Origin of the sequence: Siansivirga zeaxanthinifaciens CC-SAMT-1, from assembly GCF_000941055.1 — a bacterium.
Classification (GTDB): Bacteria; Bacteroidota; Bacteroidia; order Flavobacteriales; family Flavobacteriaceae; genus Siansivirga; species Siansivirga zeaxanthinifaciens.
On sequence record NZ_CP007202.1, the window covers coordinates 462,373 to 487,794 of the forward strand.

26 protein-coding genes are annotated in these 25,422 nt (G+C 34.1%); 13 read left to right on the top strand and 13 right to left on the bottom strand.

Annotation, left to right across the window (positions count from 1 at the left end):
• Nucleotides 1–5: 5 nt before the first annotated feature.
• Entirely contained in the window at nucleotides 6–392 is a 387-nt protein-coding gene (locus AW14_RS02155; protein ID WP_044637314.1) for a DUF423 domain-containing protein, read from the bottom strand.
• Nucleotides 393–497: 105 nt separating this feature from the next.
• Between AW14_RS02155 and AW14_RS02160 the strand changes: the two genes are divergently transcribed.
• Complete coding sequence (locus AW14_RS02160) at nucleotides 498–962, top strand: Lrp/AsnC ligand binding domain-containing protein (protein WP_044637315.1); 465 nt, start codon at nucleotides 498–500, stop codon at nucleotides 960–962.
• A gap of 70 nt (nucleotides 963–1,032) precedes the next feature.
• Here AW14_RS02160 and AW14_RS02165 read toward each other — a convergent pair whose 3' ends face one another.
• A complete protein-coding gene (locus tag AW14_RS02165) occupies nucleotides 1,033–2,574 on the bottom strand; it encodes a glycine--tRNA ligase (protein ID WP_044637316.1) in 1,542 nt (513 codons plus the stop codon).
• A 189-nt stretch (nucleotides 2,575–2,763) separates the two neighbouring features.
• Between AW14_RS02165 and AW14_RS02170 the strand changes: the two genes are divergently transcribed.
• Together AW14_RS02170 and AW14_RS02175 are read left to right on the top strand one after the other, a co-directional pair.
• The gene (locus AW14_RS02170; RefSeq protein WP_044637317.1) at nucleotides 2,764–3,441 is read left to right on the top strand and encodes a ComF family protein; all 678 of its coding nucleotides are present in this window, start codon (nucleotides 2,764–2,766) and stop codon (nucleotides 3,439–3,441) included.
• A 58-nt stretch (nucleotides 3,442–3,499) separates the two neighbouring features.
• The gene (locus AW14_RS02175; protein WP_044637318.1) at nucleotides 3,500–5,110 is read left to right on the top strand and encodes an Ig-like domain-containing protein; all 1,611 of its coding nucleotides are present in this window, start codon (nucleotides 3,500–3,502) and stop codon (nucleotides 5,108–5,110) included.
• Here the strand turns inward: AW14_RS02175 and AW14_RS02180 are convergent.
• The 7 genes from AW14_RS02180 to AW14_RS02210 all read right to left on the bottom strand — a co-directional run bounded on the left by AW14_RS02180 (nucleotide 5,094) and on the right by AW14_RS02210 (nucleotide 14,740).
• Complete coding sequence (locus AW14_RS02180; RefSeq protein WP_044637319.1) at nucleotides 5,094–5,876, bottom strand: amidohydrolase; 783 nt, start codon at nucleotides 5,874–5,876, stop codon at nucleotides 5,094–5,096. The two genes, AW14_RS02175 and AW14_RS02180, sit on opposite strands and share 17 nt — an antisense overlap.
• 1 nt (nucleotide 5,877) lies before the next feature.
• Nucleotides 5,878–7,023 carry a methionine aminotransferase gene (locus AW14_RS02185; RefSeq protein ID WP_044637320.1) on the bottom strand — a complete coding sequence of 382 codons (1,146 nt, stop codon included), beginning with the start codon at nucleotides 7,021–7,023 and terminating at the stop codon, nucleotides 5,878–5,880.
• Nucleotides 7,024–7,078: 55 nt separating this feature from the next.
• Nucleotides 7,079–7,567 (bottom strand): hypothetical protein, encoded by a 489-nt coding sequence (locus tag AW14_RS02190; protein WP_154662106.1) that lies wholly within the window; start codon nucleotides 7,565–7,567, stop codon nucleotides 7,079–7,081.
• Between the two features lie 118 nt (nucleotides 7,568–7,685).
• On the bottom strand, nucleotides 7,686–9,455 hold the full coding sequence (locus tag AW14_RS02195) for a MutS-related protein (RefSeq protein WP_044637322.1): 1,770 nt from the start codon (nucleotides 9,453–9,455) through the stop codon (nucleotides 7,686–7,688).
• Nucleotides 9,456–9,529: 74 nt separating this feature from the next.
• A complete protein-coding gene (locus AW14_RS02200; protein WP_044637323.1) occupies nucleotides 9,530–10,228 on the bottom strand; it encodes a zinc metallopeptidase in 699 nt (232 codons plus the stop codon).
• Nucleotides 10,229–10,381: 153 nt separating this feature from the next.
• Complete coding sequence (gene ald, locus AW14_RS02205; RefSeq protein WP_044637324.1) at nucleotides 10,382–11,479, bottom strand: alanine dehydrogenase; 1,098 nt, start codon at nucleotides 11,477–11,479, stop codon at nucleotides 10,382–10,384.
• A 270-nt stretch (nucleotides 11,480–11,749) separates the two neighbouring features.
• A complete protein-coding gene (locus AW14_RS02210; protein WP_044637325.1) occupies nucleotides 11,750–14,740 on the bottom strand; it encodes a leucine--tRNA ligase in 2,991 nt (996 codons plus the stop codon).
• A gap of 173 nt (nucleotides 14,741–14,913) precedes the next feature.
• Here AW14_RS02210 and AW14_RS02215 point away from each other — a divergent pair, with 173 nt between their 5' ends.
• The 6 genes from AW14_RS02215 (at nucleotide 14,914) to AW14_RS02240 (ending at nucleotide 19,506) form a co-directional block, all read left to right on the top strand.
• Entirely contained in the window at nucleotides 14,914–15,825 is a 912-nt protein-coding gene (locus tag AW14_RS02215; RefSeq protein ID WP_044637326.1) for a DMT family transporter, read from the top strand.
• A 95-nt stretch (nucleotides 15,826–15,920) separates the two neighbouring features.
• Nucleotides 15,921–16,799, top strand: a complete 879-nt coding sequence (locus tag AW14_RS02220; protein WP_044637327.1) for a cell division protein FtsX — start codon at nucleotides 15,921–15,923, stop codon at nucleotides 16,797–16,799.
• A gap of 172 nt (nucleotides 16,800–16,971) precedes the next feature.
• Nucleotides 16,972–17,226: a DUF3098 domain-containing protein gene (locus AW14_RS02225; protein ID WP_044637328.1), complete on the top strand. Its 255-nt coding sequence runs from the start codon at nucleotides 16,972–16,974 to the stop codon at nucleotides 17,224–17,226.
• A gap of 2 nt (nucleotides 17,227–17,228) precedes the next feature.
• Nucleotides 17,229–18,041, top strand: coding sequence for an undecaprenyl-diphosphate phosphatase (locus tag AW14_RS02230; protein ID WP_044637329.1), 813 nt, complete (start codon nucleotides 17,229–17,231; stop codon nucleotides 18,039–18,041).
• The gene (gene truB / locus AW14_RS02235; RefSeq protein ID WP_044637330.1) at nucleotides 18,041–18,742 is read left to right on the top strand and encodes a tRNA pseudouridine(55) synthase TruB; all 702 of its coding nucleotides are present in this window, start codon (nucleotides 18,041–18,043) and stop codon (nucleotides 18,740–18,742) included. Before AW14_RS02230 ends, truB begins: the two co-directional genes overlap by 1 nt.
• A 44-nt stretch (nucleotides 18,743–18,786) precedes the next feature.
• Nucleotides 18,787–19,506, top strand: a complete 720-nt coding sequence (locus AW14_RS02240) for an energy transducer TonB family protein (RefSeq protein WP_245617609.1) — start codon at nucleotides 18,787–18,789, stop codon at nucleotides 19,504–19,506.
• Here AW14_RS02240 and AW14_RS02245 read toward each other — a convergent pair.
• Entirely contained in the window at nucleotides 19,490–20,107 is a 618-nt protein-coding gene (locus AW14_RS02245) for a thioredoxin family protein (protein WP_044637331.1), read from the bottom strand. The two genes, AW14_RS02240 and AW14_RS02245, sit on opposite strands and share 17 nt — an antisense overlap.
• Before the next feature lie 181 nt (nucleotides 20,108–20,288).
• On the opposite strand from AW14_RS02245, the gene AW14_RS02250 reads away from it, so the two are divergent.
• The 3 genes from AW14_RS02250 to AW14_RS02260 are packed head-to-tail and all read left to right on the top strand — an operon-like array spanning nucleotide 20,289 to nucleotide 22,093.
• Nucleotides 20,289–20,855 carry a DNA-3-methyladenine glycosylase I gene (locus AW14_RS02250; protein WP_044637332.1) on the top strand — a complete coding sequence of 189 codons (567 nt, stop codon included), beginning with the start codon at nucleotides 20,289–20,291 and terminating at the stop codon, nucleotides 20,853–20,855.
• Nucleotides 20,856–20,883: 28 nt separating this feature from the next.
• On the top strand, nucleotides 20,884–21,426 hold the full coding sequence (locus tag AW14_RS02255; protein WP_052647411.1) for a hypothetical protein: 543 nt from the start codon (nucleotides 20,884–20,886) through the stop codon (nucleotides 21,424–21,426).
• Nucleotides 21,413–22,093 (top strand): DUF2490 domain-containing protein, encoded by a 681-nt coding sequence (locus AW14_RS02260; protein WP_245617610.1) that lies wholly within the window; start codon nucleotides 21,413–21,415, stop codon nucleotides 22,091–22,093. The genes AW14_RS02255 and AW14_RS02260 overlap by 14 nt, the downstream gene beginning before the upstream one ends.
• Here AW14_RS02260 and aat read toward each other — a convergent pair.
• The 3 genes from aat to AW14_RS02275 all read right to left on the bottom strand — a co-directional run bounded on the left by aat (nucleotide 22,082) and on the right by AW14_RS02275 (nucleotide 24,153).
• Nucleotides 22,082–22,711 carry a leucyl/phenylalanyl-tRNA--protein transferase gene (gene aat, locus AW14_RS02265; RefSeq protein ID WP_044637334.1) on the bottom strand — a complete coding sequence of 210 codons (630 nt, stop codon included), beginning with the start codon at nucleotides 22,709–22,711 and terminating at the stop codon, nucleotides 22,082–22,084. The two genes, AW14_RS02260 and aat, sit on opposite strands and share 12 nt — an antisense overlap.
• Nucleotides 22,712–22,875: 164 nt before the next feature.
• Nucleotides 22,876–23,247: a DUF3127 domain-containing protein gene (locus AW14_RS02270; RefSeq protein ID WP_044637335.1), complete on the bottom strand. Its 372-nt coding sequence runs from the start codon at nucleotides 23,245–23,247 to the stop codon at nucleotides 22,876–22,878.
• 36 nt (nucleotides 23,248–23,283) lie between these two features.
• The gene (locus tag AW14_RS02275; RefSeq protein ID WP_044637336.1) at nucleotides 23,284–24,153 is read right to left on the bottom strand and encodes a flavin reductase family protein; all 870 of its coding nucleotides are present in this window, start codon (nucleotides 24,151–24,153) and stop codon (nucleotides 23,284–23,286) included.
• A 120-nt stretch (nucleotides 24,154–24,273) separates the two neighbouring features.
• Between AW14_RS02275 and AW14_RS02280 the strand changes: the two genes are divergently transcribed.
• Nucleotides 24,274–25,422 (top strand): sensor histidine kinase, encoded by a 1,149-nt coding sequence (locus tag AW14_RS02280; RefSeq protein ID WP_044637337.1) that lies wholly within the window; start codon nucleotides 24,274–24,276, stop codon nucleotides 25,420–25,422.

The following is a 25,422-nucleotide window of genomic DNA, read 5'->3' on the forward strand; positions in this document are numbered from 1 at the left end:
TTATTTTAACACTTATTTTTTAAGAAATTAACAAATAATGTTAACCAAGAAAGCATTAAAAGTAAACCTCCAATTGGAGTTATAAACCCAATAACTTTAAAATCGAAATTAGTTAAAGTATTTGTCGCTAAAAAATAAATAGAACCCGAGAAAAAGACCACGCCAATAAGCGTTAAATAATAAATGACATTTTTGGTTTTTTGAGTTAACAAATTGGCACTACCTATAAACAATAGAAAAAGAGCATGATACATTTGATAACGCACCCCTGTTTCAAAGGTTTGTTGTGAAGTCACGGGAATGAGTTCTTTTAAGGCATGTGCACCAAAAGCTCCTAAAACAATAGATAAAACACCAAATATCGCTGCAGTTATTAAAATTTTATTATCCATTAATATCTGTTTTAAAGGTTTACATTGTTATTACAAAATTACAAGTATCCTTTCAATTTAAAACTAAATAATTAACTTTAAGTTTTAATTTGAAGCTATAAGCTCATGGATACAAAACAAATTACTATTGATGGTATTGATAAAAAAATACTTCGGGCTTTAACAGAAGATGCTCGCACACCCATTCTTGAAATAGCCAGACATGTGGGCATTTCTGGTGCTGCCATTCATCAACGTTTAAGAAAACTTGAAAAATCTAAATTACTTGTAGGCTCAAAATTTATAATTAACGAGAAAGCCTTAGGCTATTCAACACTGGCCTTTGTGGGTATATATTTAGAACAGGCAACTAATAATGACGATGTTGTTAAAGCCCTAAAACGTATACCTGAGGTTTTAGAATGCCATTATACTACAGGCCAATTTAATATTTTTATAAAGCTACTTTCTAGAAACAACGCCCATTTAATGCAGTTGCTAAATAATGATATACAAACAATTAGAGGCGTTTTAAGAACCGAATCGTTAATTTCGTTAGACCAACAAATTGATAGACAAATTAAAATTTAAAGAAAATACATTTATAAATAAAAACCCCCAAGGTTTACTTTGGGGGTTTTATATTTTATTAAAATGTGTATTACATTTTCATTAACCAAGAACGTACATCGACTTCTTGCTTAATGATATCTCGTAAATCGTCTATTTTAACACGTTTTTGCTCCATGGTATCTCTATAACGAATGGTAACGGTGTTATCTTCTAAGGTGTCGTGATCGACAGTGATACAAAACGGTGTACCGTTAGCATCTTGTCTTCTGTAACGACGTCCTACAGCGTCTTTCTCGTCATAATCGACGTTGAAATCCCATTTTAAATCTTCAACTATTTTTCTGGCAACTTCTGGCAGACCATCTTTTTTAACCAATGGTAAAATAGCGGCTTTTACTGGTGCTAAAACACTTGGTAATTTTAAAACAGTTCGCGTGGTTCCGTTTTCCAATTCTTCTTCAACTAGAGAGTTTGAGAAAACCGCTAAGAACATACGGTCTAAACCAATAGAGGTTTCTAACACGTAAGGCACATAGCTTTTATTTTCTTCTGGGTCGAAATATTGTAATTTTTTACCAGAATATTTCTCGTGTTGCGATAAATCGAAATCGGTACGTGAGTGAATACCTTCTAATTCTTTAAATCCGAATGGGAATTTAAATTCAATATCGGCAGCAGCATCGGCGTAGTGTGCCAATTTCTCATGATCGTGAAAACGGTAATTTTCTGCTCCCATACCAAGAGATAAATGCCATTTTAAACGTGTTTCTTTCCAATGATTATACCATTCTACTTGTGTACCTGGTTTAATAAAAAATTGCATTTCCATTTGTTCAAACTCACGCATTCTAAAAATAAATTGTCTCGCAACAATTTCATTTCTAAAGGCTTTACCTGTTTGCGCAATACCAAATGGTATTTTTAAACGGCTTGTTTTTTGCACGTTTAAAAAGTTAACAAAAATACCTTGTGCTGTTTCTGGACGCAAGTATAAATCCATGGCATTTTCGGCCGAAGCTCCCAGTTTTGTACCAAACATAAGGTTAAACTGTTTTACATCGGTCCAGTTTCTGCTGCCTGTTAATGGATCGGCTATTTCTAATTCTTCAATAAGCGCTTTAACATCGGCTAAGTCTTCGTTTTCTAAAGATTTTGCCATACGCGATAGCGTCTCGTTAATTTTTTCTTGGTAGCCTAAAACTCTTGGATTTGTTGAAACAAATTCTTCTTTATTAAAAGCATCGCCAAAGCGTTTTGCGGCTTTTTCTACTTCTTTATCTATTTTCGCTTCAATTTTTGCACAATAGTCTTCTATTAAAACATCGGCTCTGTAGCGTTTTTTAGAATCTTTATTATCAATTAATGGATCGTTAAAGGCATCAACGTGCCCAGAAGCTTTCCATGTGGTTGGATGCATAAATATTGCGGCATCGATACCTACTATATTTTCATTCATTTGTACCATGGCTTTCCACCAGTAGTCGCGAATGTTTTTCTTTAATTCTGCACCATTTTGTGCGTAGTCGTAAACTGCACTTAATCCGTCGTAGATTTCACTACTCTGAAATACGTAACCATACTCCTTTGCGTGAGAGATTACTTTTTTAAATTGATCGTCTTGATTTGCCATGGTGCAAAAATAAAAAACCGCAACAAACAAATTGAATTCTTTGTTAAAAATTAAGCATGAATTTACTTATTTTTAAATGCGTTAGGGATTGGAGCAATTGTTTGAGCTCTTTTTACGACGGTAGGAGGAAAAAAGCGAGTGCGGAAAGCCCGACCCTTGTGGTAACGCCCAAATAATTATAGTTTTTTCATGCTTGAATTGGTTATTAATTTATGCTTCCCAAAAGTTTGTTATGCCTGTCTTAATGTTTTAAAAGACAATGAGGATACTATTTGTGTGAGTTGCAGACATGATTTACCTGTTACTAATTTTCATTTTAACCAGGACGAAACGGTTAAAAACGTACTTTACGGGCGGGCAAAGATTGCACATGCAACTGCCTTATTTCGATTTGAAAAAAAGGGACTCGTGCAGCAGCTTATTCATGGCTTAAAGTACAAAGGCTATGAAAGTGTTGGTGTTTGTTTGGGTAATTGGCTGGGTGGCGAGCTTAAAAACTTAGATGCTTATAAAGATATTGACTTGGTGATACCCGTGCCTTTACACCAAAATAAATTAAGAAAACGTGGTTATAACCAGGTTACTAAATTTGGCCAACAAATTGCTGAAGCTTTGCAAACCGAGTTTAGAGACGATGTGCTTGTTAAAATTACAAATACACAGTCGCAGGTAAATAAAATACGCTTGTCGCGATGGAATAACAACGACGAATTGTTTGCCATTGGCAATGCAGCGCATGTAGAAAACAAACATATTCTTTTGGTTGATGATATAATTACCACCGGGGCGACTTTAGAGGCCTGTATTTTGGCATTAACACAAATTAAAAACATAAAAATTAGCGTTGCTACCATGGCAATAGCATAAAGAGTTTGTCGTTATATCTTTAAATTTATGTAGGTTTGTAAAAATTTTAAATTAGGCGATGCGCAAAATCCTTTCGAATTTAATTTTACTCACATTTATAGGCTTAATTATAGTTAATTGTGCAAACCGAGGCAATCCAGATGGCGGACCAAAAGATGTAACGCCTCCCGTAATTGTATCGTCTGTTCCAGAAAATTTTACAACGAATTTTAAAGGCAAAGTGATTAAAATTTATTTTGATGAGTACATTAAAATAAAAGACATCCAAAAGCAGCTTATTATTTCGCCACCAATGAAAACCCAACCAGAAATTACGCCGCTTGGTGGAGCGAGTAAATACATTACCATTAAAATTTTCGATACTTTACAGCCTAATACCACGTACGCTTTTAACTTTGGAAACAGCATTACCGATAACAACGAAGGGAATCCGTATCCTTATTATCGCTACGTATTTTCTACTGGCGATTACATAGATTCTCTTACCGTAAAAGGAAATATTACAGACGCATACTACCGTAAGCCAAAAACCTTTGTAAATGTGGCTTTATATGAAGTAGACTCAACCTTTAACGATTCTATTATTTACAAAGAAACACCTAAATATTTAACGAATACCTTAGATAGTGTTACGACGTTTACTATTGAAAATATTAAAGCAGGAAAGTATTTGCTTATTGCTTTAAAAGATGTGAATGGCGATAATAAATTTCAACAAAAAACAGATGAAATTGCCTTTTATAAGGAGTTTATTACGGTTCCAACAGATTCCTTATTTACATTGAAATTATTTTCTGAAGAAATTGATTTTAAAGCGTCTCGCCCTTACCTTGCCGGAGGTAATAAAATTGGTTTTGGTTTTGAAGGTGATTTTAAGGGGATGGCAATTAATTTAAAATCTGATACACCAGACGATTTTGAATATCGAATTACTAAAGACGAGAAAACCGACACACTTTATTACTGGTACAAGCCTAAATTTGAAACCGACTCGCTTATTTTTAATGTATCTAAAGCCAATTTTAACAAAGATTATACGGTAAAAATTCGCGATCAAAAGAAAGATACATTAACGCTAAAAAGTGAATCTCCTGCAGCTTTAGATGACCCTTTTAAAATTATAGGTACCGTGCCATTTGTTAATTTTGATGCTTCTAAAGTGAGTTTAATGGATAAAGATTCTACAAAAATAGCATTTAAAACATTTTTAGATACTTTAAATAACAGCTATGCTATTGATTTTAAAAAGGTTGAAGAAAATAATTATAAAATAAAAATACTACCTGAAGCTTTTACAGATTTCTATAATAACACCAACAAAGACACCCTTAATTACTCGGTGAACACCAAAAAAGCTTCCGATTTTGGTTATGTGCGTTTTACGTTAAATAATGCGACTTACCCCATAATTTTTCAGTTAACTAACGAAAAAGGCGAAGTTAAATTCGAGCAATATTCTACAAAACCCGAAAAACTGGACTTTTATAACTTGAATGCCGGTAAATATTTTATTCGGGTTGTTTTTGATGCCAATGGAAATGGTAAGTACGATACTGGTAATTATCTTAAAAAGATACAACCAGAACGTGTTGGTCATTTTGAAATGGAAGAAGAAGTTCGTGCCGATTGGGGACTCGAACAAACGTTAAACTTTACAACAGCAAAGTAAAATCGTCTTTATCGTCTAAAAACCGGAGTTTGTTGCGGTAAAAATTAATATGAGAGCGCTCTAAAGTGACAATTTCAATTTGCTCTCTGTTGGGTTTGATACTGGAAATGGTATTCCCTGTAACGTCGTAAACCGCCGAATGCCCGCAATATTCGTTTTGAGCCTGGTCTAAACCAATACGATTTACGCCCACCACATAACTCATGTTTTCTATAGCGCGCGCTTTTAGCAAGGTATCCCAAGCAAAAATTCGAGCTTTTGGCCAGTTTGCCACATAAAGTAACACATCGTAATTATCGACATTTCTTGCCCAAACAGGGAAACGCAAGTCGTAACAAATTAACGGACAAATAATCCAACCTTTATATTCGGTTGAGTAACGCTGCGTTCCAGCATCGTACACTTTATCTTCGCCTGCCAAGGTAAACGTATGGCGCTTATCGTAATATTCTAAAGTGCCATCTGGTGTTACAAATAAAAGGCGGTTGTAAAACTTTTCGTTTTCGGTAATAATAATACTTCCAACAATAGCGGCATTAAACTTGGTTGCCATGTTTTGCATCCATGTTACCGTTTTACCTGTCATGGTCTCGGCAAGGGCCGAAGCATTCATGGTAAAGCCTGTTGTAAACATTTCGGGTAAAACAATAATGTCTAAAGGCTTGGTAATACTTTTTATTTTTTCTTTAAAATTAGCTCTGTTTTGTTTGGGGTTTTCCCAAACTAAATCGCTTTGAATTATGGCTACATGAAGTTGTTCTTGCATATTAAATACTATTTAAAATGTTAGCAGCCTTTTTAAGGGTTTCTTCGGTTTTTGCAAAACAAAATCGAAGTACTTTATTATCTAAATTATTCGTATTAAAAACCGATAAAGGAATGGATGCTATTCCAGATTCTACGGTTAGTTTTTTAGCATAATCGACATCGTTATCCATGGTGATTGCAGAGTAATCTAGAACCTGAAAATACGTGCCTTTTGATGCTGTAAATTGAAACCTAGAATCTTTGATTAAATTTAAAAATAAATCCCTTTTCTTTTGATAAAAATCTGATAATTCTAAATAATGTTTTGGCTCTTTCATATACTCGGCAATGCCCTTTTGAGTGGGATGATGAATACAAAACACGTTAAATTGATGTACTTTTAAAAATTCGTCCATTAACACTTTTGGAGCGCAACAATACCCCACACGCCAACCGGTATTATGAAAGGTTTTACAAAATGAAGCCACCACAAAACTTCGAGCTTTTAAATCGGGAAACAAACAGGCACTTTGATGCTTTTCGCCATCGAAAATCATATGTTCGTAAACCTCATCACTTAAGACAATAATATTGGTGTTTTTAGTAATTTCTTGCAAATGCAACATATCTTCTTTAGAAAGAATCGTTCCTGTTGGATTGTGTGGCGTATTAATAATAATCATTTTTGTTTTATTATTAATTTTTGCTTTTACATGGTTCCAATCGATTTTAAAATCTTGCGCGCCATCCATTTGAATGGGCACTACAACTCCTCCATTAAGAATAATATTGGGTTCGTAACTATCGTAAGCCGGTTTAAAAACAATCACCTCATCGCCAGGATTAATAAAGGTGGTAATAATGGTAAAAATAGCTTGGGTAGCACCAGCCGTTACAGTAATTTCGGTTTCGGGATGATAGCATGTATTGTAGAGCGCTTCAAACTTTTTAGAAATAAGCGCTCTTAATTGATCATCGCCTCGCATGGGAGCATAATGATTGTAACCAGAATTCATGGCTTTACTAACCAAATCGATTAGTTTTTTATCGCTTTTAAAATCTGGAAACCCTTGAGATAAATTAATGGCATTATGCTGAGACGCCAAGGCACTCATGGTTGCGAAAATTGTGGTTCCAACATTTGGAAGTTTGGACTTGTATTCCATAAAAAAAATTAAAAACTACTTACTCTTACTATAGCTAAGATGCCATTCGTACAAACTAATTATTCACTTTTAATTCGGCTTCTTTTACCTCTTTCTCTAATTTTTTAAGACGTTTTTTCCATTTCGCCTCTTCTTTGGGAGATAACTCGCCTTTATCTTTAAGTTCTTGATAATCATTTTTAACGCTTGTTAACTCCTTTTTTACTTCAAAAAAATCTTCTCGAGCTTCTTGTCGCCTGTTTATTTGGTCTTCTAGTTGGCGTTGTTTTTCTTTCAACTCCTGCTCTTTATCTCTTAAATCTTTTAAGGCTTTGGCTATTTCGTCTTGTTTATTTTCGGCTAATTTTTCGGCCTCTAAACGCTTTTCTAAAATCGAGCTAATACGTTTCTTCTCGATATCTGTTAATTGCTCTGTAACTTCTTCGCCTTTGTTATAAAAACGATCTCCTTTCACCTTATACACACTACCATCATTAGTAATAACACGCTCGCTACTACCACAAGACACGATTAAAAATAAGGTTACCATATAAATCCACTTCATGTTATTCATTTTTAAATTTTTAGTTGATATTTTACTATCTATAATATAAGCATTTCTAATGCCAGCGCCTATTGTTTTGTAATACTTTTAACAAACAAATTTCGAAACTTATTCATTTTTATACAATTTCCATTTTTTTAAGCAGGAAGGAGGCATTCATATTTTTACAAACACCTTGTTTTAGTGTATAATCAAAATAAAGTTCGTCATTAACAATTTCGGCATCAAAATAATAGTTTTTAACTTGTTCTAATTCGGTTTCAATTTCACAAAGACTTAAATCGTGGGTAGCAATAATGCCCGTGGCTTTTGAAGCTACTAATTTTTCGACAAACTTGCGAGAGCCAATAGCTTTATCGGTGCTATTTATGCCTTTTAAAATTTCATCTAAAACAATAAAATAAGGCGCTTCTTTTATGGTGTCTACAATGTATTTTAGGCGGGTTAATTCGGAAAAGAAATACGAACTATCATCGGTTAACGAATCGGTAGTTCGCATACTGGTAATTAACCTTATAGGCTTATATTTACTAGACTTCGCACAAACGGGAAGCCCCATGTTAGCCATAACAATATGTAAGGATATGGTTCTTAAAAAGGTACTTTTACCAGCCATATTTGCACCGGTTACAATTAAAAACTGTTCATTGTTAATAGTTACATCGCTATTCACGCGTTTTTCAGTTTTTAGTAGCGGGTGCCCCAAAGCTTCAGCTGTAATAATGGCTCCTTCATTTTTAATTTCAGGAAATACAAATTCGGGTTTGTTAAATACGAAATTTGATAATGAATTATAAGCATCAAAAAACGAAACCACGTCAAACCAATCGGCTACTTTATTGGCATGTGCTGCAATCCATAATTCAATTTTATAACTGTTTCTTAAATCTGTTAGAAATAAGCCGTTTCCAAAAATGGCCGATATTAAATTATTTCGATTGTCTAGAGCATCCAAATGATTTGAAAACGCTTTAAAAATCGCCGAAGCTTTCTCGCCTTCCTGTTGAATTTTCTTTTGCTTTTCTTTCAACAACTCGGAAGTAAAAGTTTCTTTTTCAATTAATTGCAACAAGGATGCATACTGCCTAAAGGTGTCTTTTAGTTTATCTGAATTGAAAGCTAATACATTTATTTTTTTAAGATATAAGCCCGTAAGACCCAACCCTATAACCAACCAATACCCAACAAACGACGGTGCTATGGTTTCAAAATAAACACCAATCATTAAAAAAACAGATATGATAGAAAACACCATAGGAATCCATCGCATGGCCTTTGGTAAAAAGGGTTTGTGGGTTACAACCCAACTAATAATTTGTTTTGCAGGTGTTTCTATATGCACCAAGCTAGATGTAGCCTGATAGTGTTGTCGCCATTCTGGTTTTTCACTTAATTCTTTAATTGCTTCTTGTCTAGCTTCAATATTATAAATATCATTCGCCTTTAAAGCATTTGCCAGTTTTAAAGCGCCTTCGGCACTGGTTGTTCTATTTATAAACTGATAAAAAGATCCGCGTCCAAATAAATCGATATCTAAACTGTAAAAATGTTTCGGATCTTGATATTCTATACCTGCATCACGATTGTAAAAATCTCCCGAAGCTATTTTAATTTCATCATCGTTAATGTCTACAAGAGCTTTATTAAAATCTCTTTTTGCTTTTGTTGCATTGTATTTTGAAAGCAAAAACAAAAATATAGCCGTTCCTAGCATACCAATAAAAACAGCCACCTGCCAAGAAGCGAAGGTTGCATAAATTGCAAAACCAGTAGTTACAAAAACAAATAGTCTTAAAATGCTTAAAAGCGCTGTTTGCTTATGAAGCTTTTGTGCTTCGGTTTGATAAATCTCTGAATGCTTTTTATAGTATGTAATTGGGTTATTCATTTGCTATTATTAAAAAAGTAAAGAAACAAAAAAGCCCTGAAAAGGTTCAGGGCTATCATTTATATTTTAAAAAATTAGTCTCTTCCGCCAGCAAACACTCTAAAGCCCCAATAAACTAAATTGGCCAAAGCACCAATGGCTGCAACTAAATAGGTTCTGGCTGCCCATTTAAGCGCATCTTCAGAGCCTTTATATTCATCGGGTGTTACCATGTTTTTACTTTTTAACCAGGCCAAAGCGCGGTTACTTGCGTCGTACTCTACAGGTAAGGTTATAAAGCTAAATAACGTTGCAAAACCCATCATAACTAAACCAGCTACTGCTACCCAATAACCTAAGCCTAATCCGGCTGCAGCACCAAGCATTAAACCACCAATAATAACCCACTGCGACATTCCAGAAGTAACACTTACTATAGGCACCAATGCAGAACGCATGGTTAACCACTCGTAAGCTCTGGCATGTTGTACGGCATGACCACATTCGTGTGCTGCAACTGCTGCTGCTGCTGCATTACGCTCGTTATAAACAGCTTCACTTAAGTTTACAGTTTTGTTTTTTGGATTGTAATGGTCTGTTAAACGACCAGGAGTTGATATCACCTCAACATCGTAAATACCATTATCTGACAGCATTTTTTCGGCAATTTCCTTACCGCTCATGCCATTTCTTAAATGTATTTTAGAATACTTTTCAAACTTTCGCTTTAATGTGCTGCTTACTAACCAGCTTATTAAAGCTATACCACCTAATAATATATAATATCCAATCATGTTTCTCTTTTTATTATTTTAATTACTAAAATAAATATGACAAAAATAACGCCAATTTGTTCTGAATGATATTCTGTCAGTTAAAAAAATATTTAAAAAAAAGCGGAACTTCAAATACATGAAGTTCCGCTTTAAAATTATTGGAAATTTATATTAAGCTGAATACTCTAAATCGAAAGCTTCTGCGATTTCTTTATAAACGATGTTTCCTTTAACAATGTTTAATCCTTTTGCTAATGGGGCACTTTCGCTACATGCTTTTTCCCAACCTTCGTTTGCTAACTTAATAACATAAGGTAATGTTACGTTTGTTAAAGCAACGGTAGAAGTGTAAGGTACAGCACCTGGCATATTAGCCACACAGTAATGTACAACATCATCAATAATAAAAGTTGGATCTTCGTGAGTTGTTGCTTTAGTGGTTTCAAAACAACCTCCTTGATCGACTGCCACATCAACGATTACAGTTCCTGGACGCATTTCTTTTAACATATCTCTTGTTATTAATTTAGGAGCTTTAGCACCTTTAATTAATACACCACCAATAATTAAATCGGCATCTTTAATATGTTTTCTAATGTTATACTCACTTGAAAATTCTGTCACAACGTTTGGAGGCATGATATTACATACGTGACGTAATTGTGGTAAGTTAATATCTAAAACCGTTACATTCGCTCCTAAACTAGCTGCCATTTTTGCTGCCTGAATACCTACAACACCTGCACCTAATACCAAAACTTTACCTGGAGCTACACCAGGAACACCGCCTAGTAAAACACCACGTCCTTTAATTGGTTTCTCTAAATATTTAGCCCCTTGTTGAATAGACATTCTACCTGCAACTTCAGACATTGGTATTAATAATGGTAAAGCACCATTGGCGTCTTCAACTGTTTCGTAAGCGATACAAACCGCTTTACTAGCTATCATGGCATGGGTTAAAGGCTCGCTTGATGCAAAGTGGAAATACGTAAATACAACCTGATTTGGTTTAATTAAACTATATTCTTTTTCTATTGGTTCTTTAACCTTAACAATCATTTCGGCAATGTTGTAAACCTCTTCAATGGTATCCAGAATAGTTGCTCCAGCATCAACATAATCTTTATCAAAAAAACCACTTCCAAAACCAGCATTTTTTTGAACAAACACTTCGTGATTTCTTTTTGTTAATTCGAATACTCCAGAAGGAGTCATCCCTACTCTGTTCTCATTATTTTTAATTTCAATAGGAATACCAATTTTCATTTTGAATATAATTTAATTAGTTAGTTAAAAATGGTTTAAAACCAAACTTGTTATTTGATAATATTCAGCAAATTTCAGTTTTATATACATTATTATTAACCACTTTAACAATAAATTAATAATTAAACAATTACTACCAATTTAATAGGAATAAAATAAAATGCGTTTTAGATTGATAAAATTTGAAGTATTTAATAAAAAAAACACCCCAAACTAAAAAGTAAGAGGTGTTTTAAAAGATTGTTTTTTTGTGTTTAAAACACAAATATATTAACCTACTATATTTACAATTTTACCAGGAACAACAATAACTTTTTTAGGGGTACGCCCTTGTAATTGTTCTTGGGTTTTTTCGTGTTCTAACACGGCTTTTTCAATAGCATCTTTACTCATATCCATTGGAAATTCTAGCGTAAATCGGGTTTTCCCGTTAAACGAAATAGGATAATTTTTGCTACTTTCTATTAAATGACTCGCATCAAACTCTGGGAATGGCGCTGTTGAAATAGACGTATTATAGCCCAACTGATGCCACAATTCTTCTGCAATATGTGGAGCATAAGGTGAAATTAACACCAATAAAGGCTCTAAAATAGTTTTTGAAGTACACTTTTGAGCCGTTAATTCGTTAACAGCAATCATAAATGTTGAAACCGAAGTATTAAACGAGAAATTCTCGATATCTTCCTGTACCTTTTTTATGGTTTTATGAAGCGTTTTTAAACTATCTTTTGTTGGTTCTGCATTGGTAACTTGCAAGCCATTTTCACCAACATATAATTTCCATAGTTTTTTAAGAAAGCCGTGCACACCAGTAATACCTGCGGTATTCCAAGGTTTATATTGCTCTAATGGCCCTAAAAACATTTCGTAAAGTCGTAAACTATCGGCACCGTAGTCGATACAAATTTGATCTGGATTGACTACGTTGTATTTGGATTTCGACATTTTTTCGACTTCGCGAGAAACTATAATTTTTCCACCATCTTCAATAGGAATAACTTTAGCAAATTCTTCTCTCCAATTTTTAAAAGCTTCAAAATTTAATTCATTAGAAGCATTAACAAATGATACATCAGCATGAATCCTCATCATATCATTAATATTATATTTGATTGATTCTACTTGTCTTCCGCCATTTTCATCCAATGCAAAATATTTTTGAACTTCTATTTTAATTACCTTGTTAAATTCTGATAAAAGATTATTGTGGTAATCATCTGAAATTTGCTTGGAATCTGAAAATTCAACTACTAAATCATCAGTTATCAAAAGAGTTTCTTTAGTCGCATTTCCTTTATCGTCTTCAACTATAACTCTTAACAAATTAACAAAAGCACTCGTCCCCAAAATCATACCTTGGTTTATAAGTTTTTTTGCAAACTCATCGACGGGTACAACACCTTTATCGAATAAGAATTTTTGCCAAAAACGAGAATATAACAAATGCCCAGTAGCATGCTCGCTACCGCCTATGTATAAATCGACATCTTTCCAGTACTCTAAAGATTCTTTACTCGCAAATGCATCATCGTTTTGAGAATCCATATAACGATTAAAATACCACGAACTACCTGCCCAACCTGGCATGGTGTTTAATTCTAAAGGAAAAACGGTTTTGTTATCAATTAAATCGTTTGAAACCACTTCATTTTTAGTGGTGTCCCAAGCCCAAACGGTGGCATTCCCTAATGGTGGCTCGCCTGTTTCGGTTGGTAAATATTTTTCAACCTCTGGTAATTTTATTGGTAAATGTTTTGCATCAATCATTTGTGGCATTCCATCTATATAATACACTGGAAAAGGCTCACCCCAATAACGTTGGCGACTAAATACCGCATCACGCAAACGGTAATTGGTTTTTCCTTGTCCTTGTCCTAATGCTTCTAATTCTGAAATTATTTTCTTGGTGGCTTCTTTGTATGAAAGTCCGTTTAGAAAATCGGAATTCGAAATAATCGTTTTGTCTTTATCGGCGAAAGCTTCTTTAGAAATATCGACGCCTTCAAAAATATTAGGGATTTCAATATTAAAATGCTTCGCAAAATCGTAATCACGTTGGTCGCCACAAGGCACCGACATAACAGCCCCTGTACCATAGCCTGCTAAAACGTAATCGCCTATCCAAACCGGAATAGGTTGTTTTGTAAAAGGATGCTCGGCATAGGCTCCTGTAAAGGCACCCGAAATGGTTTTAACATCGGCCATACGGTCGCGTTCGCTTCGTTTTGCAGTCGCTTCAATGTATGCTTCTACCTCGGCTTTTTGTTCTGGTGTTGTTATTTGAGAAACTAAATCGTGCTCTGGCGCCAATGTCATGAACGACACTCCAAAAATTGTATCGGGTCTGGTTGTAAAAACATCAATAACCGCATCGTGACCAATAAGATTAAAACGTACTGCAGCCCCTACCGACTTTCCTATCCAGTTACGCTGACTTTCCTTTAAAGAATCGGTCCAATCGATGGTTTCCAACCCTTGTAATAAACGTTCGGCATAAGCCGAAATACGCATACTCCATTGGGTCATTTTTTTACGAATTACAGGATGACCACCACGTTCTGAAACACCATTAACAATTTCATCGTTTGCTAAAACGGTTCCTAAAGCAGGACACCAGTTAACTTCTGTTTCGGCTAAATACGTTAATCGGTATTGTAGTAATATTTGTTGTTGTTTTTTGCTTGAAAAAGCAGCCCATTCTGCGGCTGTAAACGCCTCTACATCATCATCGCATACCGCATTTACATGGGCATTTCCTTCTGTAGCAAATATGTTTATTAATTCTGAAATATCTTCAGCTTTACCATTGTTGTTATTATACCAAGAATTAAATAGCTGAATAAAAATCCATTGGGTCCATTTGTAATAACTTGGGTCACTTGTACGAACTTCACGACTCCAATCGAATGAAAATCCAATTTGATCTAACTGTCTGCGGTAAGTCGCAATATTGGTTTCGGTAGTAATGGCAGGATGCTGTCCTGTTTGAATGGCATACTGCTCGGCTGGCAATCCAAAACTATCGTACCCCTGCGGATGCAGTACATTAAATCCTTGATGGCGTTTATAACGTGCATAAATATCGGATGCAATATAACCTAGCGGATGCCCTACGTGTAAACCAGCACCACTTGGGTAAGGGAACATATCTAACACATAATATTTTGGTTTTTCGCTGTGGTTTTCGGCTTTAAACGTTTGGTTTACTGCCCAATATTTCTGCCATTTGGCTTCGATTTTATTGAAATCGTATATCATCTTGTTGTTATTCTGCTTTTTAAAAGCGCAAATTTACGGTTTCTTCAGAAAACAAAAAGCCTTTGTGAGCAATTAATAAAATGTATTGCCTATAAATTAATATAACATGCTTTTAAGATTTCAATTAAAAACCGATTCGTAATTTCGCGCACTCATAGAAAACGCTTCGCTTCATGCAAAATTCAACCAAAGCACATTTAGCTTTATTAGGCGCTAACATCATTTACGGGGCAAATTATATCATTGCTAAAGGTGTTATGCCCGAAAAAATTAATCCTACGGCCGTTGTAGTTATTAGATTAGCATGTTGTACCCTGTTGTTTTGGCTCATAAAATTATTGTTTGTTAAAGAAGCCATTAAGAGAAGAGATGTGTTACGATTGGCGCTGTGTGGACTTTTAGGTGCTGCTGCAAACCAACTGCTGTTTTTTCACGGTATTAATTTAACATCGCCCATCGATGCGTCTATTATAATGACAATTACACCGGTTATTGTATTAATTTTTAGTTTTATAATTCTTAAAGAACGCATTACAAAAAACAAAATAATAGGTATAACCATTGGTGGCATTGGAGCCATAACCCTTATTTTATATGGAAATTCGGCCAACGGCACAAGTTCTTTACTAGGCAACTTACTCGTTTTTTTAAATGCTTCCAGTTACGGACTTTACCTCGTGGTTGCTAAAACTTTAATGAAAAAATACAACCCCATTACCGTAATTAGCTGGGTGTTTTTATTCGGGTTTATCTATGTTTTACCTTTCGGGTTTACCGATTTAGTTAACACAAACTTCGAAGCCTTTACCCTAAACACCTATTTAGTTATTGGTTATATTGTTTTGTTTACCACCTTTTTGGCCTACCTCTTCAATTTATTTGCATTAGGTTATTTATCGCCGTCTGTAAACAGCAGTTACATTTATTTACAACCCGCGGTAAGTTTTATTATGGTAAGTATTTTTGCCTATGTTTTAATGAATAACCAATACTCGCAAGACATTGGTATTGTAAAAATATTAAGCTGTTTATTAGTTATTTTGGGAGTTTATATTACCAGCAAATCAGAAAAAGCAACAACTTAAAAGCTCCTTTAATAACATTCTTTAAAGATTAAACGTTGTATTATTTAACGAAACCGAATACTTTATTATTTTTACAGCAATAATCCAATAATTTTATGAGCTCATCTTTTGAACAACACCAAAAACGCCGACTTATTTCTTCATACTTTTCAGTGGTATTAAGTATTGGTTTAGTATTATTTTTATTGGGCTTATTGGGCATGCTTGTTTTAAATGCCAAAAAAGTTTCAGACCACTTTAAAGAACAAGTTGTAGTAACCATTTACTTAAAAGATACGGCCAAAGAAGTTGAAATTAAACAACTCGAAAAAAGTCTGGCCATGGCCGAATATGTAAAGTCTACCGAATATGTTTCTAAAGAACAAGCAGCAGAATTCATGAAAGCCGAAAACGGCGAAGATTTCATGGATTTCGTAGGTTACAATCCGTTGCAAAATTCTATCGATGTGCATTTAAAAGCCGATTTCGTAACGTCTGAACATCTTGAAAAAATTTCGTCCGAAGCCAGCTCCAAGAATTTCGTAGAAGAAGTAACTTACGATAACGATTTGGTAAATTTAATGAACGAAAACGTTAAAAAAATTAGTTTTTGGGTGCTTCTCATAAGTGGCATTTTCACTCTCATCGCCGTTTTATTAATAAACAGCTCCATACGTTTAGCCGTTTACTCCAAACGATTTACCATAAAAACCATGCAAATGGTGGGAGCTACCAAACAATTTATACGTCGTCCATTCGTTTGGAAAAGCGTTCGCCTTGGTATTATTGGCGCCATTTTAGCCTTAATAGGAATGGCCATTGTGTTGTATTACATCAATAAATCATTCCCAGAATTAGGCCTATTAAACACCCCTATTTTAGTTGTGGGTCTCTTTGTTTTTGTTTTCGCATTAGGCATTATTATTACCTGGATTAGCACACACATAGCAACCCAACGTTTTTTAAACCTAAAAACAGACGCACTTTATTATTAATTAGGGCGTTACCACAAGGGTCGGGTTTTTCGCTATATCTTTTTTGCTTTTCATGGCAAAAAAGGATGCCGCTACAACCCCTAACGCAAAACAACAAATAATTTATAATAATGTTAATACCACATTTTTAAATAAAAACCTTAATTTGCACAACGACATTTTTTAAATAATTATGGGAGAAAAAAAACAAAAAGAAGCCGCAAAAAGCGTTTTTGTATTTGGTAAAAAAAACTATAAATTCATGTTTATAGGATTAGCAATAATAGCATTAGGATTTATATTAATGTCTGGCGGTGGTAGCGACGATCCCAATGTTTTTAACCCAGAAATTTTTAATTTCAGACGCATTCGCTTAGCACCCATGTTAATTCTTGTAGGCTTAGGCATTCAAGTATATGCTATTTTATTGAATCCAGACAAAAAATAAGCATGAATACCATTGAAGCTATCATCCTTGCCATAATAGAAGGCCTCACAGAATATTTACCCGTTTCCTCAACAGGACATATGATTATCGCTTCGTCGTTCATGAAAATTGCTAGCGACGATTTTACAAAACTTTTCACCATCGTTATTCAACTGGGCGCTATCCTCTCGGTTGTTGTACTCTACTGGAAACGTTTTTTTCAAAGTTTAGATTTCTATTTTAAACTATTAGTCGCCTTTATACCTGCCGTTATTTTAGGCTTACTTTTAAACGATATTATAGATGAGTTATTAGAAAGCCCAGTAACAGTTGCTATATCTCTAATAATAGGTGGTTTTATTTTATTAAAAGTAGACGATTGGTTTAAAGCCAACGAAATTTACGACGAACAAAACCCAGAGGCGCATACCAAAATAAGTTATGCCACAGCCTTAAAAATTGGCTTTTTTCAGTGTTTAGCCATGATTCCTGGTACCTCTAGAAGTGGCGCCAGCATTGTTGGTGGTATGACACAAAAATTAAACCGTAAAACAGCCGCCGAATTTTCATTTTTCTTAGCCGTCCCAACCATGTTTGGAGCCACCGCTAAAAAATTATACGATTATTACAAAGCCGGATTTCAGCTTAGCAGCGACCAAATTAACTACCTCATTATTGGTAATATTATTGCCTTTGTCGTGGCGCTCATTGCTATAAAATCGTTTATAGATTATTTAAGCAAAAAAGGCTTTAAAATATTTGGCTACTACCGCATCGTACTAGGGATTGTTTTATTAATAATTCACTTTTTCATTTATCGCTTAACAACTGTGTAATGCTTACTGCCGAAGATTATCTTGCTGGACAAGTACTTTTAATAGACAAACCTCTGCATTGGACCTCCTTTCAGGCTGTAAATAAAATACGTTGGGAAATTCGACAAGCCTTACATATTAAAAAAATAAAAGTTGGTCATGCGGGTACTCTAGACCCTTTAGCATCTGGTTTATTAGTTATTTGTACAGGTAAAATGACTAAAGAAATAGACACCTTTCAAGGTCAAGTTAAAGAGTACACAGGAACCATAGTTTTAGGTAGCACCACACCGTCCTACGATTTGGAAACCGAAATAAACGAAACCTTTCCAACAACACATATTACAGAGGCATTAATTAAAGAAACTACCAAACAATTTATTGGTGATATCGAACAGTTTCCACCTGTTTTTTCTGCATTAAAAAAAGATGGTAAACGTTTATACGAATTTGCAAGAGCTGGCGAATCGGTCGATATTAAATCAAGAACCGTAAATGTTTCAGAATTTGAAATCACTAATGTTTCTGGCTTACAGGTAGACTTTAGAGTGGTTTGTAGCAAGGGAACTTACATACGTTCTTTAGCTAACGATTTTGGTAAAGCGTTGCAATCGGGCGGGCATTTATCTGCTTTAAGACGAACTAAAATTGGCGATTTCCATGTTACCCATGCCGTTACAATTGAAGATTTTATTAGTAGCCTTAACAACCAAAACGGGTAATTTTACGTATATTTCGTATATAATAACCTCCAATTCTAACCGATTTGCATCTAACAAATCAACATAAAGCTTTATTAATTACGCTGCTTACAGCTGGCACCATTATGCTTTTGGTTTTTAATTTAAGCCTAAAACAGCACAGTGAGGAAATAGCCGAAAGCTATTACGAAATAGAGCCAGAAAAAGAATTAACCGAAGAAGAAGTAAAAGCTCTAGAAGCTTTAGAACAATTAAATAATACCAAAGCCGAAACCAACAAAGCTTTTAACGAAACCGAAGATAACAAGCATTTTGCTCAGGCCTACAAAACCATTGCACCCCCAGAAGATTATACTCCTAAGGCCAGTGAAAATGACGGAGAGAGTGAAAACAACTATACCCTAAGCGAAAAACCAACCACCGATAAAAAAATAAGAAAAGAAGAATTATCGGCTTTTAGTAAAGTAAACGACTTATTAAAACAACAACAAAGCAAAGGTGCTAATACCAAAAGCACCATGCATTACTCGTTAGTTGGACGCACCCATTACTTTATGCCAACACCCATATATTTATGTGAAATAGGCGGAAAAATAGTTGTAAACATTACTGTAAATGCTAAAGGCGACGTAATAGATGCCTACATCAATTCGGCTTCAACATCAGAAAATCAATGCTTAACAGATGCGGCTTTAGAATATGCCAAAGAAGCAAAATTTAGTGAAGACGCTTCAAAGAAAACCCAATTAGGCTCTATAACATTTAATTTTATTGGCAAAAATTAAGTTCAAGCTGATAAAGTAAATTGGTAATATCATCTATTACATTTTGCCCCTTATCATTGTTGTACCAATGTTGTAAATCTTCCTTAAATTCTGGAGTTAAACTTCCGTATTTAGCCTTGTATCGGCTTACAAAATTAGTAGCTTCAGAAGGTCTAGGACCATAAGTACTTAAAACATCATTAGAGCTATCATCTAAAATAATTAGTTTAGGTATGGAGCGCGCACCATTAGTTAAAAAAGCATCCATCAACTCAGGATTTTCATCACGCAAAACAATTTTTAAATTTATAACATTGTTTAACTCAGCTATTTTATTCAAAACTGGCAAAACATGAGCAGCATCGCCACACCAACTTTCAACAATAACTAACCATGTAATTGGGTGATTAAATGCTTTTATTTTTGCTTGATACGGTTCAGAAATCACAATTGTTTTATCCCAACGATTCATACGTTTATCATTCAATTTGGTATACGCCACCAAGTTTTCAGACTTTTCGGTTCCTGTAGTATCATTTTGTGATACTAATTGTTTTACTAAATTTCTATAATATGTATAAGTAATACTGCGATTTAAACTACTTTTAATAATGGAATCCATAACCTTAAAAAATTTATTACTAATTAGAGTTTTAACAAATTTAGCTCCTAATAAGGGCATTAAAGATGATATTTGTCATGGTAATAGTACAAACCTTTCACAAAAACCAAATTATTTAGTAATACTTTAAATTATTTTAAATAGTATATTTGAATGAGGCAAAATTTAAATTTCCTAAAATATGACGAATAAGCACAGGTGTGGCTGGTGTGCTGGCGATAAGCTATATGAAACTTACCACGATTTAGAGTGGGGCGTTCCTGTTTATGATGATGCTACTATTTTTGAATTTTTAATATTAGAAACCTTTCAAGCTGGGTTAAGCTGGATTACTATTTTACGTAAACGTGAAAATTTCAGGGCAGCTTTTGATGCTTTTGACTACCAAAAAATAGCTCGTTACAATCAAGATAAAATTGATGGTCTTTTGCAAAATACCGGTATTGTTAGAAATAAATTAAAAATACATGCTACCATTACCAATGCTCAAAATTTTATTAAAATTCAAGAGGAATTTGGAAGTTTTAGCAAGTATATTTGGGCTTTTGTAGATGGAAAACCTATTAAAAATAACGTGAAAAATTATAAAGAAGCGCCACCTACAACAGCTATTAGCGATACCATAAGTAAAGATTTAAAAAAACGTGGTTTTAAATTTGTAGGCTCAACCGTAATGTATGCTCACATGCAAGCAACGGGTATGGTTAACGACCACGAAATCAATTGTTTTAGATATGAAGAAGTTTAATATTCTATTAATTTTTTTTTATTGTTCAATGTCATTCTCACAAGTTAAAAATGAGAAAGAAGAACGTATTGAAGCTTCAGAATTCCCTGAAAATGCCATTGTATATTTCAACACTATAGAAAACAAGGTTAAATATCTTAAGTTTTATAAAGAAACCGATGGCAGTAAAAGTAGTTACGAAGCTAAATTTAAGCTTAACAAGCTCATTTACAGCATAGAGTTTGATTCATTGGGAAAACTCGAAGACATAGAAATTGTTATCAACATAAAACAAATTCCCGAAACAGTATTAAAAAATATTATGGCTTATTTTAATACCGAGTATAAAAAAATTAAATTTATCAAAATACAGAAACAGTACATAAATACTATAGAAAAAAGCGACCCAGAATTTATAAACTATGTTATTAATAGCCCCAATGCTATAAATACTCATTTTGAGATTATTGCAGAAATTGAAACAAAAGAAGAAAGAACTCGTGTTCAAAAAGAGTTTACATTTAAAAATACTGGAACCTTTGAAAAATCCAGACCTGTTTCATCCTCCTCTTATGATTATGTCCTATATTAAATTCGCTGGCTTAATTATACTTATTACCAGTTCTTTTGTATTAAAAGCACAGAATAATTTTATGACATTGGGTGAAACCTCTTTTGCTTTAAACCACAAAGTATCAAAAAACTACAGCTTAAATTTTGCGACCCGTTCACGATATTTTATATACAACAACCAAAACCTACAATACCAGCAACAGCAAATAGATATATTTCATTTTTCAACCATTGCTTTAAATTTTAATCACGATTTAAGCCTTGGTATATACTACCGCAATCGAGACCTGTTTAATACTGGTAGTGATGAAGTGCGAATTACACAACAATTTAATTACAAAAAGCAGAAACTTGGCATACGATATGGACACCGTTTTAGAGCCGAACAACGCATTTTTAATACCAAAACTGTGTTTAGGCAACGTTATCGTTTTGCAGTAGATTTTCCTTTAAGTGGTGAAAAACTAGATGTTGGAGAGCCTTATTTTTTGAGTTCTTTAGAAGCTTTACTTAGTTTAAGCAAACCCGATAAGCCAGAAATAGACCAACGTAGCACTGCCCAAATAGGATACCAGCTTACTGAAAATTTAAAACTTCAAATCGGTTTAGAATACCGTCTTGAAGCTTTTAATGTTAAAACTAAACATAATTTGTTTGCATTAAGTTCTGCAATTTTAAAGATATAAATACTTAATAAATTCATTTCTAGGTATTTCCTCGGCACCCAAACTTTTTAAATGGTTGGTATAGACTTGGCAGTCAATTAATTTATAATTAGAATTCTTAATAAACGTTATAAACCCAGCTTTGCTCGCATTACTAACAGTCGCAAACATGCTTTCACCACAAAAAACACCATTGCCTAAATCGACACCATAAAGACCGCCTACCAATTGTTTATCTTGCCATACCTCAACAGATTTGGCAAAACCTAGTTCATAAAGTTTCAAATAGGCTGTAATCATGGTTTTGGTTATCCAGGTATCGTCTTGCCCATTTCGTTTTATTTTAGAACACGCTGTTATAACCGATTTAAAATCTTGGTTTACTGTAATGTTAAAATCGTGATGTTTTAAAACCTGCCTCATAATTTTCGAAACCTTTAATTTATGAGGAAACAAAACAAATCGCGGATCGGGAGACCACCATAAAATGGGTTCATTTGCACTAAACCAAGGAAAAATGCCTTGCTTGTAGGCTTCTAATAATCGTTTAGTAGACAAATCACCTCCTACGGCAAGCAAGCCTTCTTCTGAAGCTTCAGAAACATCTGGAAATGGCATATTTGGGGTAAGATATTTCATGTGTCTGTATTATTCATTTATTTTTATATGCCACTTCAATGTAATCATTCCATGAGGATTGGACATTTACTTTAGAAGGTTCATAATAAATAACAAAAATAAAAAACCTCAACGTTACTTAAACATTGAGGTTATATCTAAAAAAATTCCTGTTTAGAAATTAATTAAAATGGTAAATCGTCGTGATCGTCATCATTTAAATCTCCCGCAGGCTCAAAAGCATCGGTTGGTGCTACTGGTGGCACACCTGCAGGTTCGCTTTGTAAAGCTTCTATTCTCCATCCTTGAATGGCATTAAAATATTTCGTTTCACCTTGTGGATTAACCCATTCGCGCCCACGTAAATTAATACTTACCTTTACTTGTTGTCCAACTTTGTAACTATTTAATAACTCTGTTTTATCTTGTACAAATTCCACTAAAATGTGTTGTGGGTATTGCTCTTCTGTAGTTACTACTAATTCTCTTTTTCTAAATCCGCCACTCCCTACTGTTTGAGTGTCACCAAGCATTTTGATTTTTCCTTGAACTTCCATCGTTTTATATTTATATCTTAATTATTATACTCTACTTTAACTTAACAGTATTTTCCATGCACTGTCAACATCTCCAAAACTTAAATAATTACGAGCTAATTGTTGTTTTTCTCTTTCATTATTTGTTTTAATACTGGGATATTTTACACTTAATTCATTAATAAAATAATCCACTTCACTTTTTTCTGGTAAAGCCTCCACCGTTGCCAACAACCCTAAATCGTTACCTGTTAAAACCATACTATTTTTAACAGCTTCGGGGAAATTATCAATTCCAAAACTTACGCTTTTAAAAGGTCTTGGTATTTTAAAAAACCCTTTATTAGCTCTTGTATAATAGCTACCGCCAGCCCGTGCAACCAAATCTAATTTTTGTTGATTTATGGTTTGATCTTCGTTTAAAATATCATCATCAATATGAAGTTTTACAACTTCACAAATTACTATATTTCCAGCACCCGGATGCGTGCCCAAAGCCACAACATCATTCACCTTACATTCCATTTGAATAGGCGACTCGCCTACTCGATATGGCTTCACTGTATCTGATTTTAACATGGTGAATCCTGCTTTTTCAAATTCATTAACACCTTCGGCATAGTCTGAACTTGTTAGGGACATTTGATAAACCATATCAAAAGTAACCATATTAATTACCACTTCTTTCACCTCCAAAACGTTTTTTAAGGTATGTTTAATGGCATTATCTCGAATACGACGCGTTGGTGAAAAAATTAAAATCGGCGGATTCGTACTTACTACATTAAAATAACTAAATGGTGATAAATTCACCTTTCCGTTTGCATCTACAGTACTTGCCAAAGCAATCGGCCTGGGAGCAACAGCACTTAATAAACAATCATCTAATTGACTGGATGATAGGGTTTTTGGATCTACTGCTGGCATTAATTTGTCATATTTCAACAAATGTAACTATTCTATTTTGGAACTAAAAACCATTTTACTAACAAGTTGAACAATAATATTAACAGATTTACATTATATTAGATATTAATTAATTTTTTAATGATTTTTACAAAATACAGTAATGCGTTACGCTGGTTTATAATTATTACCTCATTCGCCATTGTTTCCCTCATTTTGTGGAAAACTTACGAGTTTTTTCAGCATTTTAAAGAAGAAGAGCGCGCCAAAATGGAAAATTGGTCGTTTGCTCAAACCGATTTAATAAATTCTGATACCAACGAAAATTTAGATCTCACTTTAAAAGTGCTAAACAGTAACAAAACAACGCCCATGCTCGTAATTAACGAAGATGGAAGTTTGGCGAGTTATAATAATTTAGATGAGAAAAAAATTAGTGATTCCTTATATGTACAAAAATTAATTCGTGAATTTGAATCGGAAAACAAACCTATTCCGGTTAAGTTTGGCAATAGCATTGTAAGTACCATTTACTATGGCAACTCGCCATTACTTAATAAACTAAAATACTATCCATTAGCTTTATTACTTATTGTTTTTCTTTTTGGAGCTGTTATTTTCTTCTTTTATAGAAGCAATAAAAATGCGACACAAAACAAACTTTGGTCTGGTATGGCTAAAGAAACGGCGCATCAAATTGGCACCCCGCTATCGTCGTTAATTGGTTGGACCGAAATTTTAAAGTCTGAAAATGTAAACATGACATACATTAATGAGATGGAAAAAGATATTGACCGACTTCAAACCATAACAGAACGTTTTAGCAAAATTGGCTCGATCCCCACTTTAGAAGTTTCAGATATTATTGAAGAAACCATTCATTCATATGATTATTTAAAAGCACGTTCTTCAAAATTAATAGACTTTGAATTGGTGGTTCCTGAGGGAGAAATCTTAGTAAACATGAATAAACAATTGTATAGTTGGACTATTGAAAACCTTGTGAAAAATGCCATCGATGCCATGAAAGGTCGCGGTAAACTAACGGTTTCCATAACTCAATTAGAAAATACGATAAAGGTGCATGTTTCCGATACCGGAAAAGGTATTGCAAAAAAAGATTTTAATAAAATTTTCGAGCCGGGTTACACAACAAAAAAACGTGGTTGGGGACTTGGTTTATCGCTAACACGACGTATTATTGAAGATTTTCATAATGGTAAAATTAAAGTGTTAGATTCTGAAATAGACAAAGGCACCACCATCCAGATAACCTTAAACCGAGCTTAG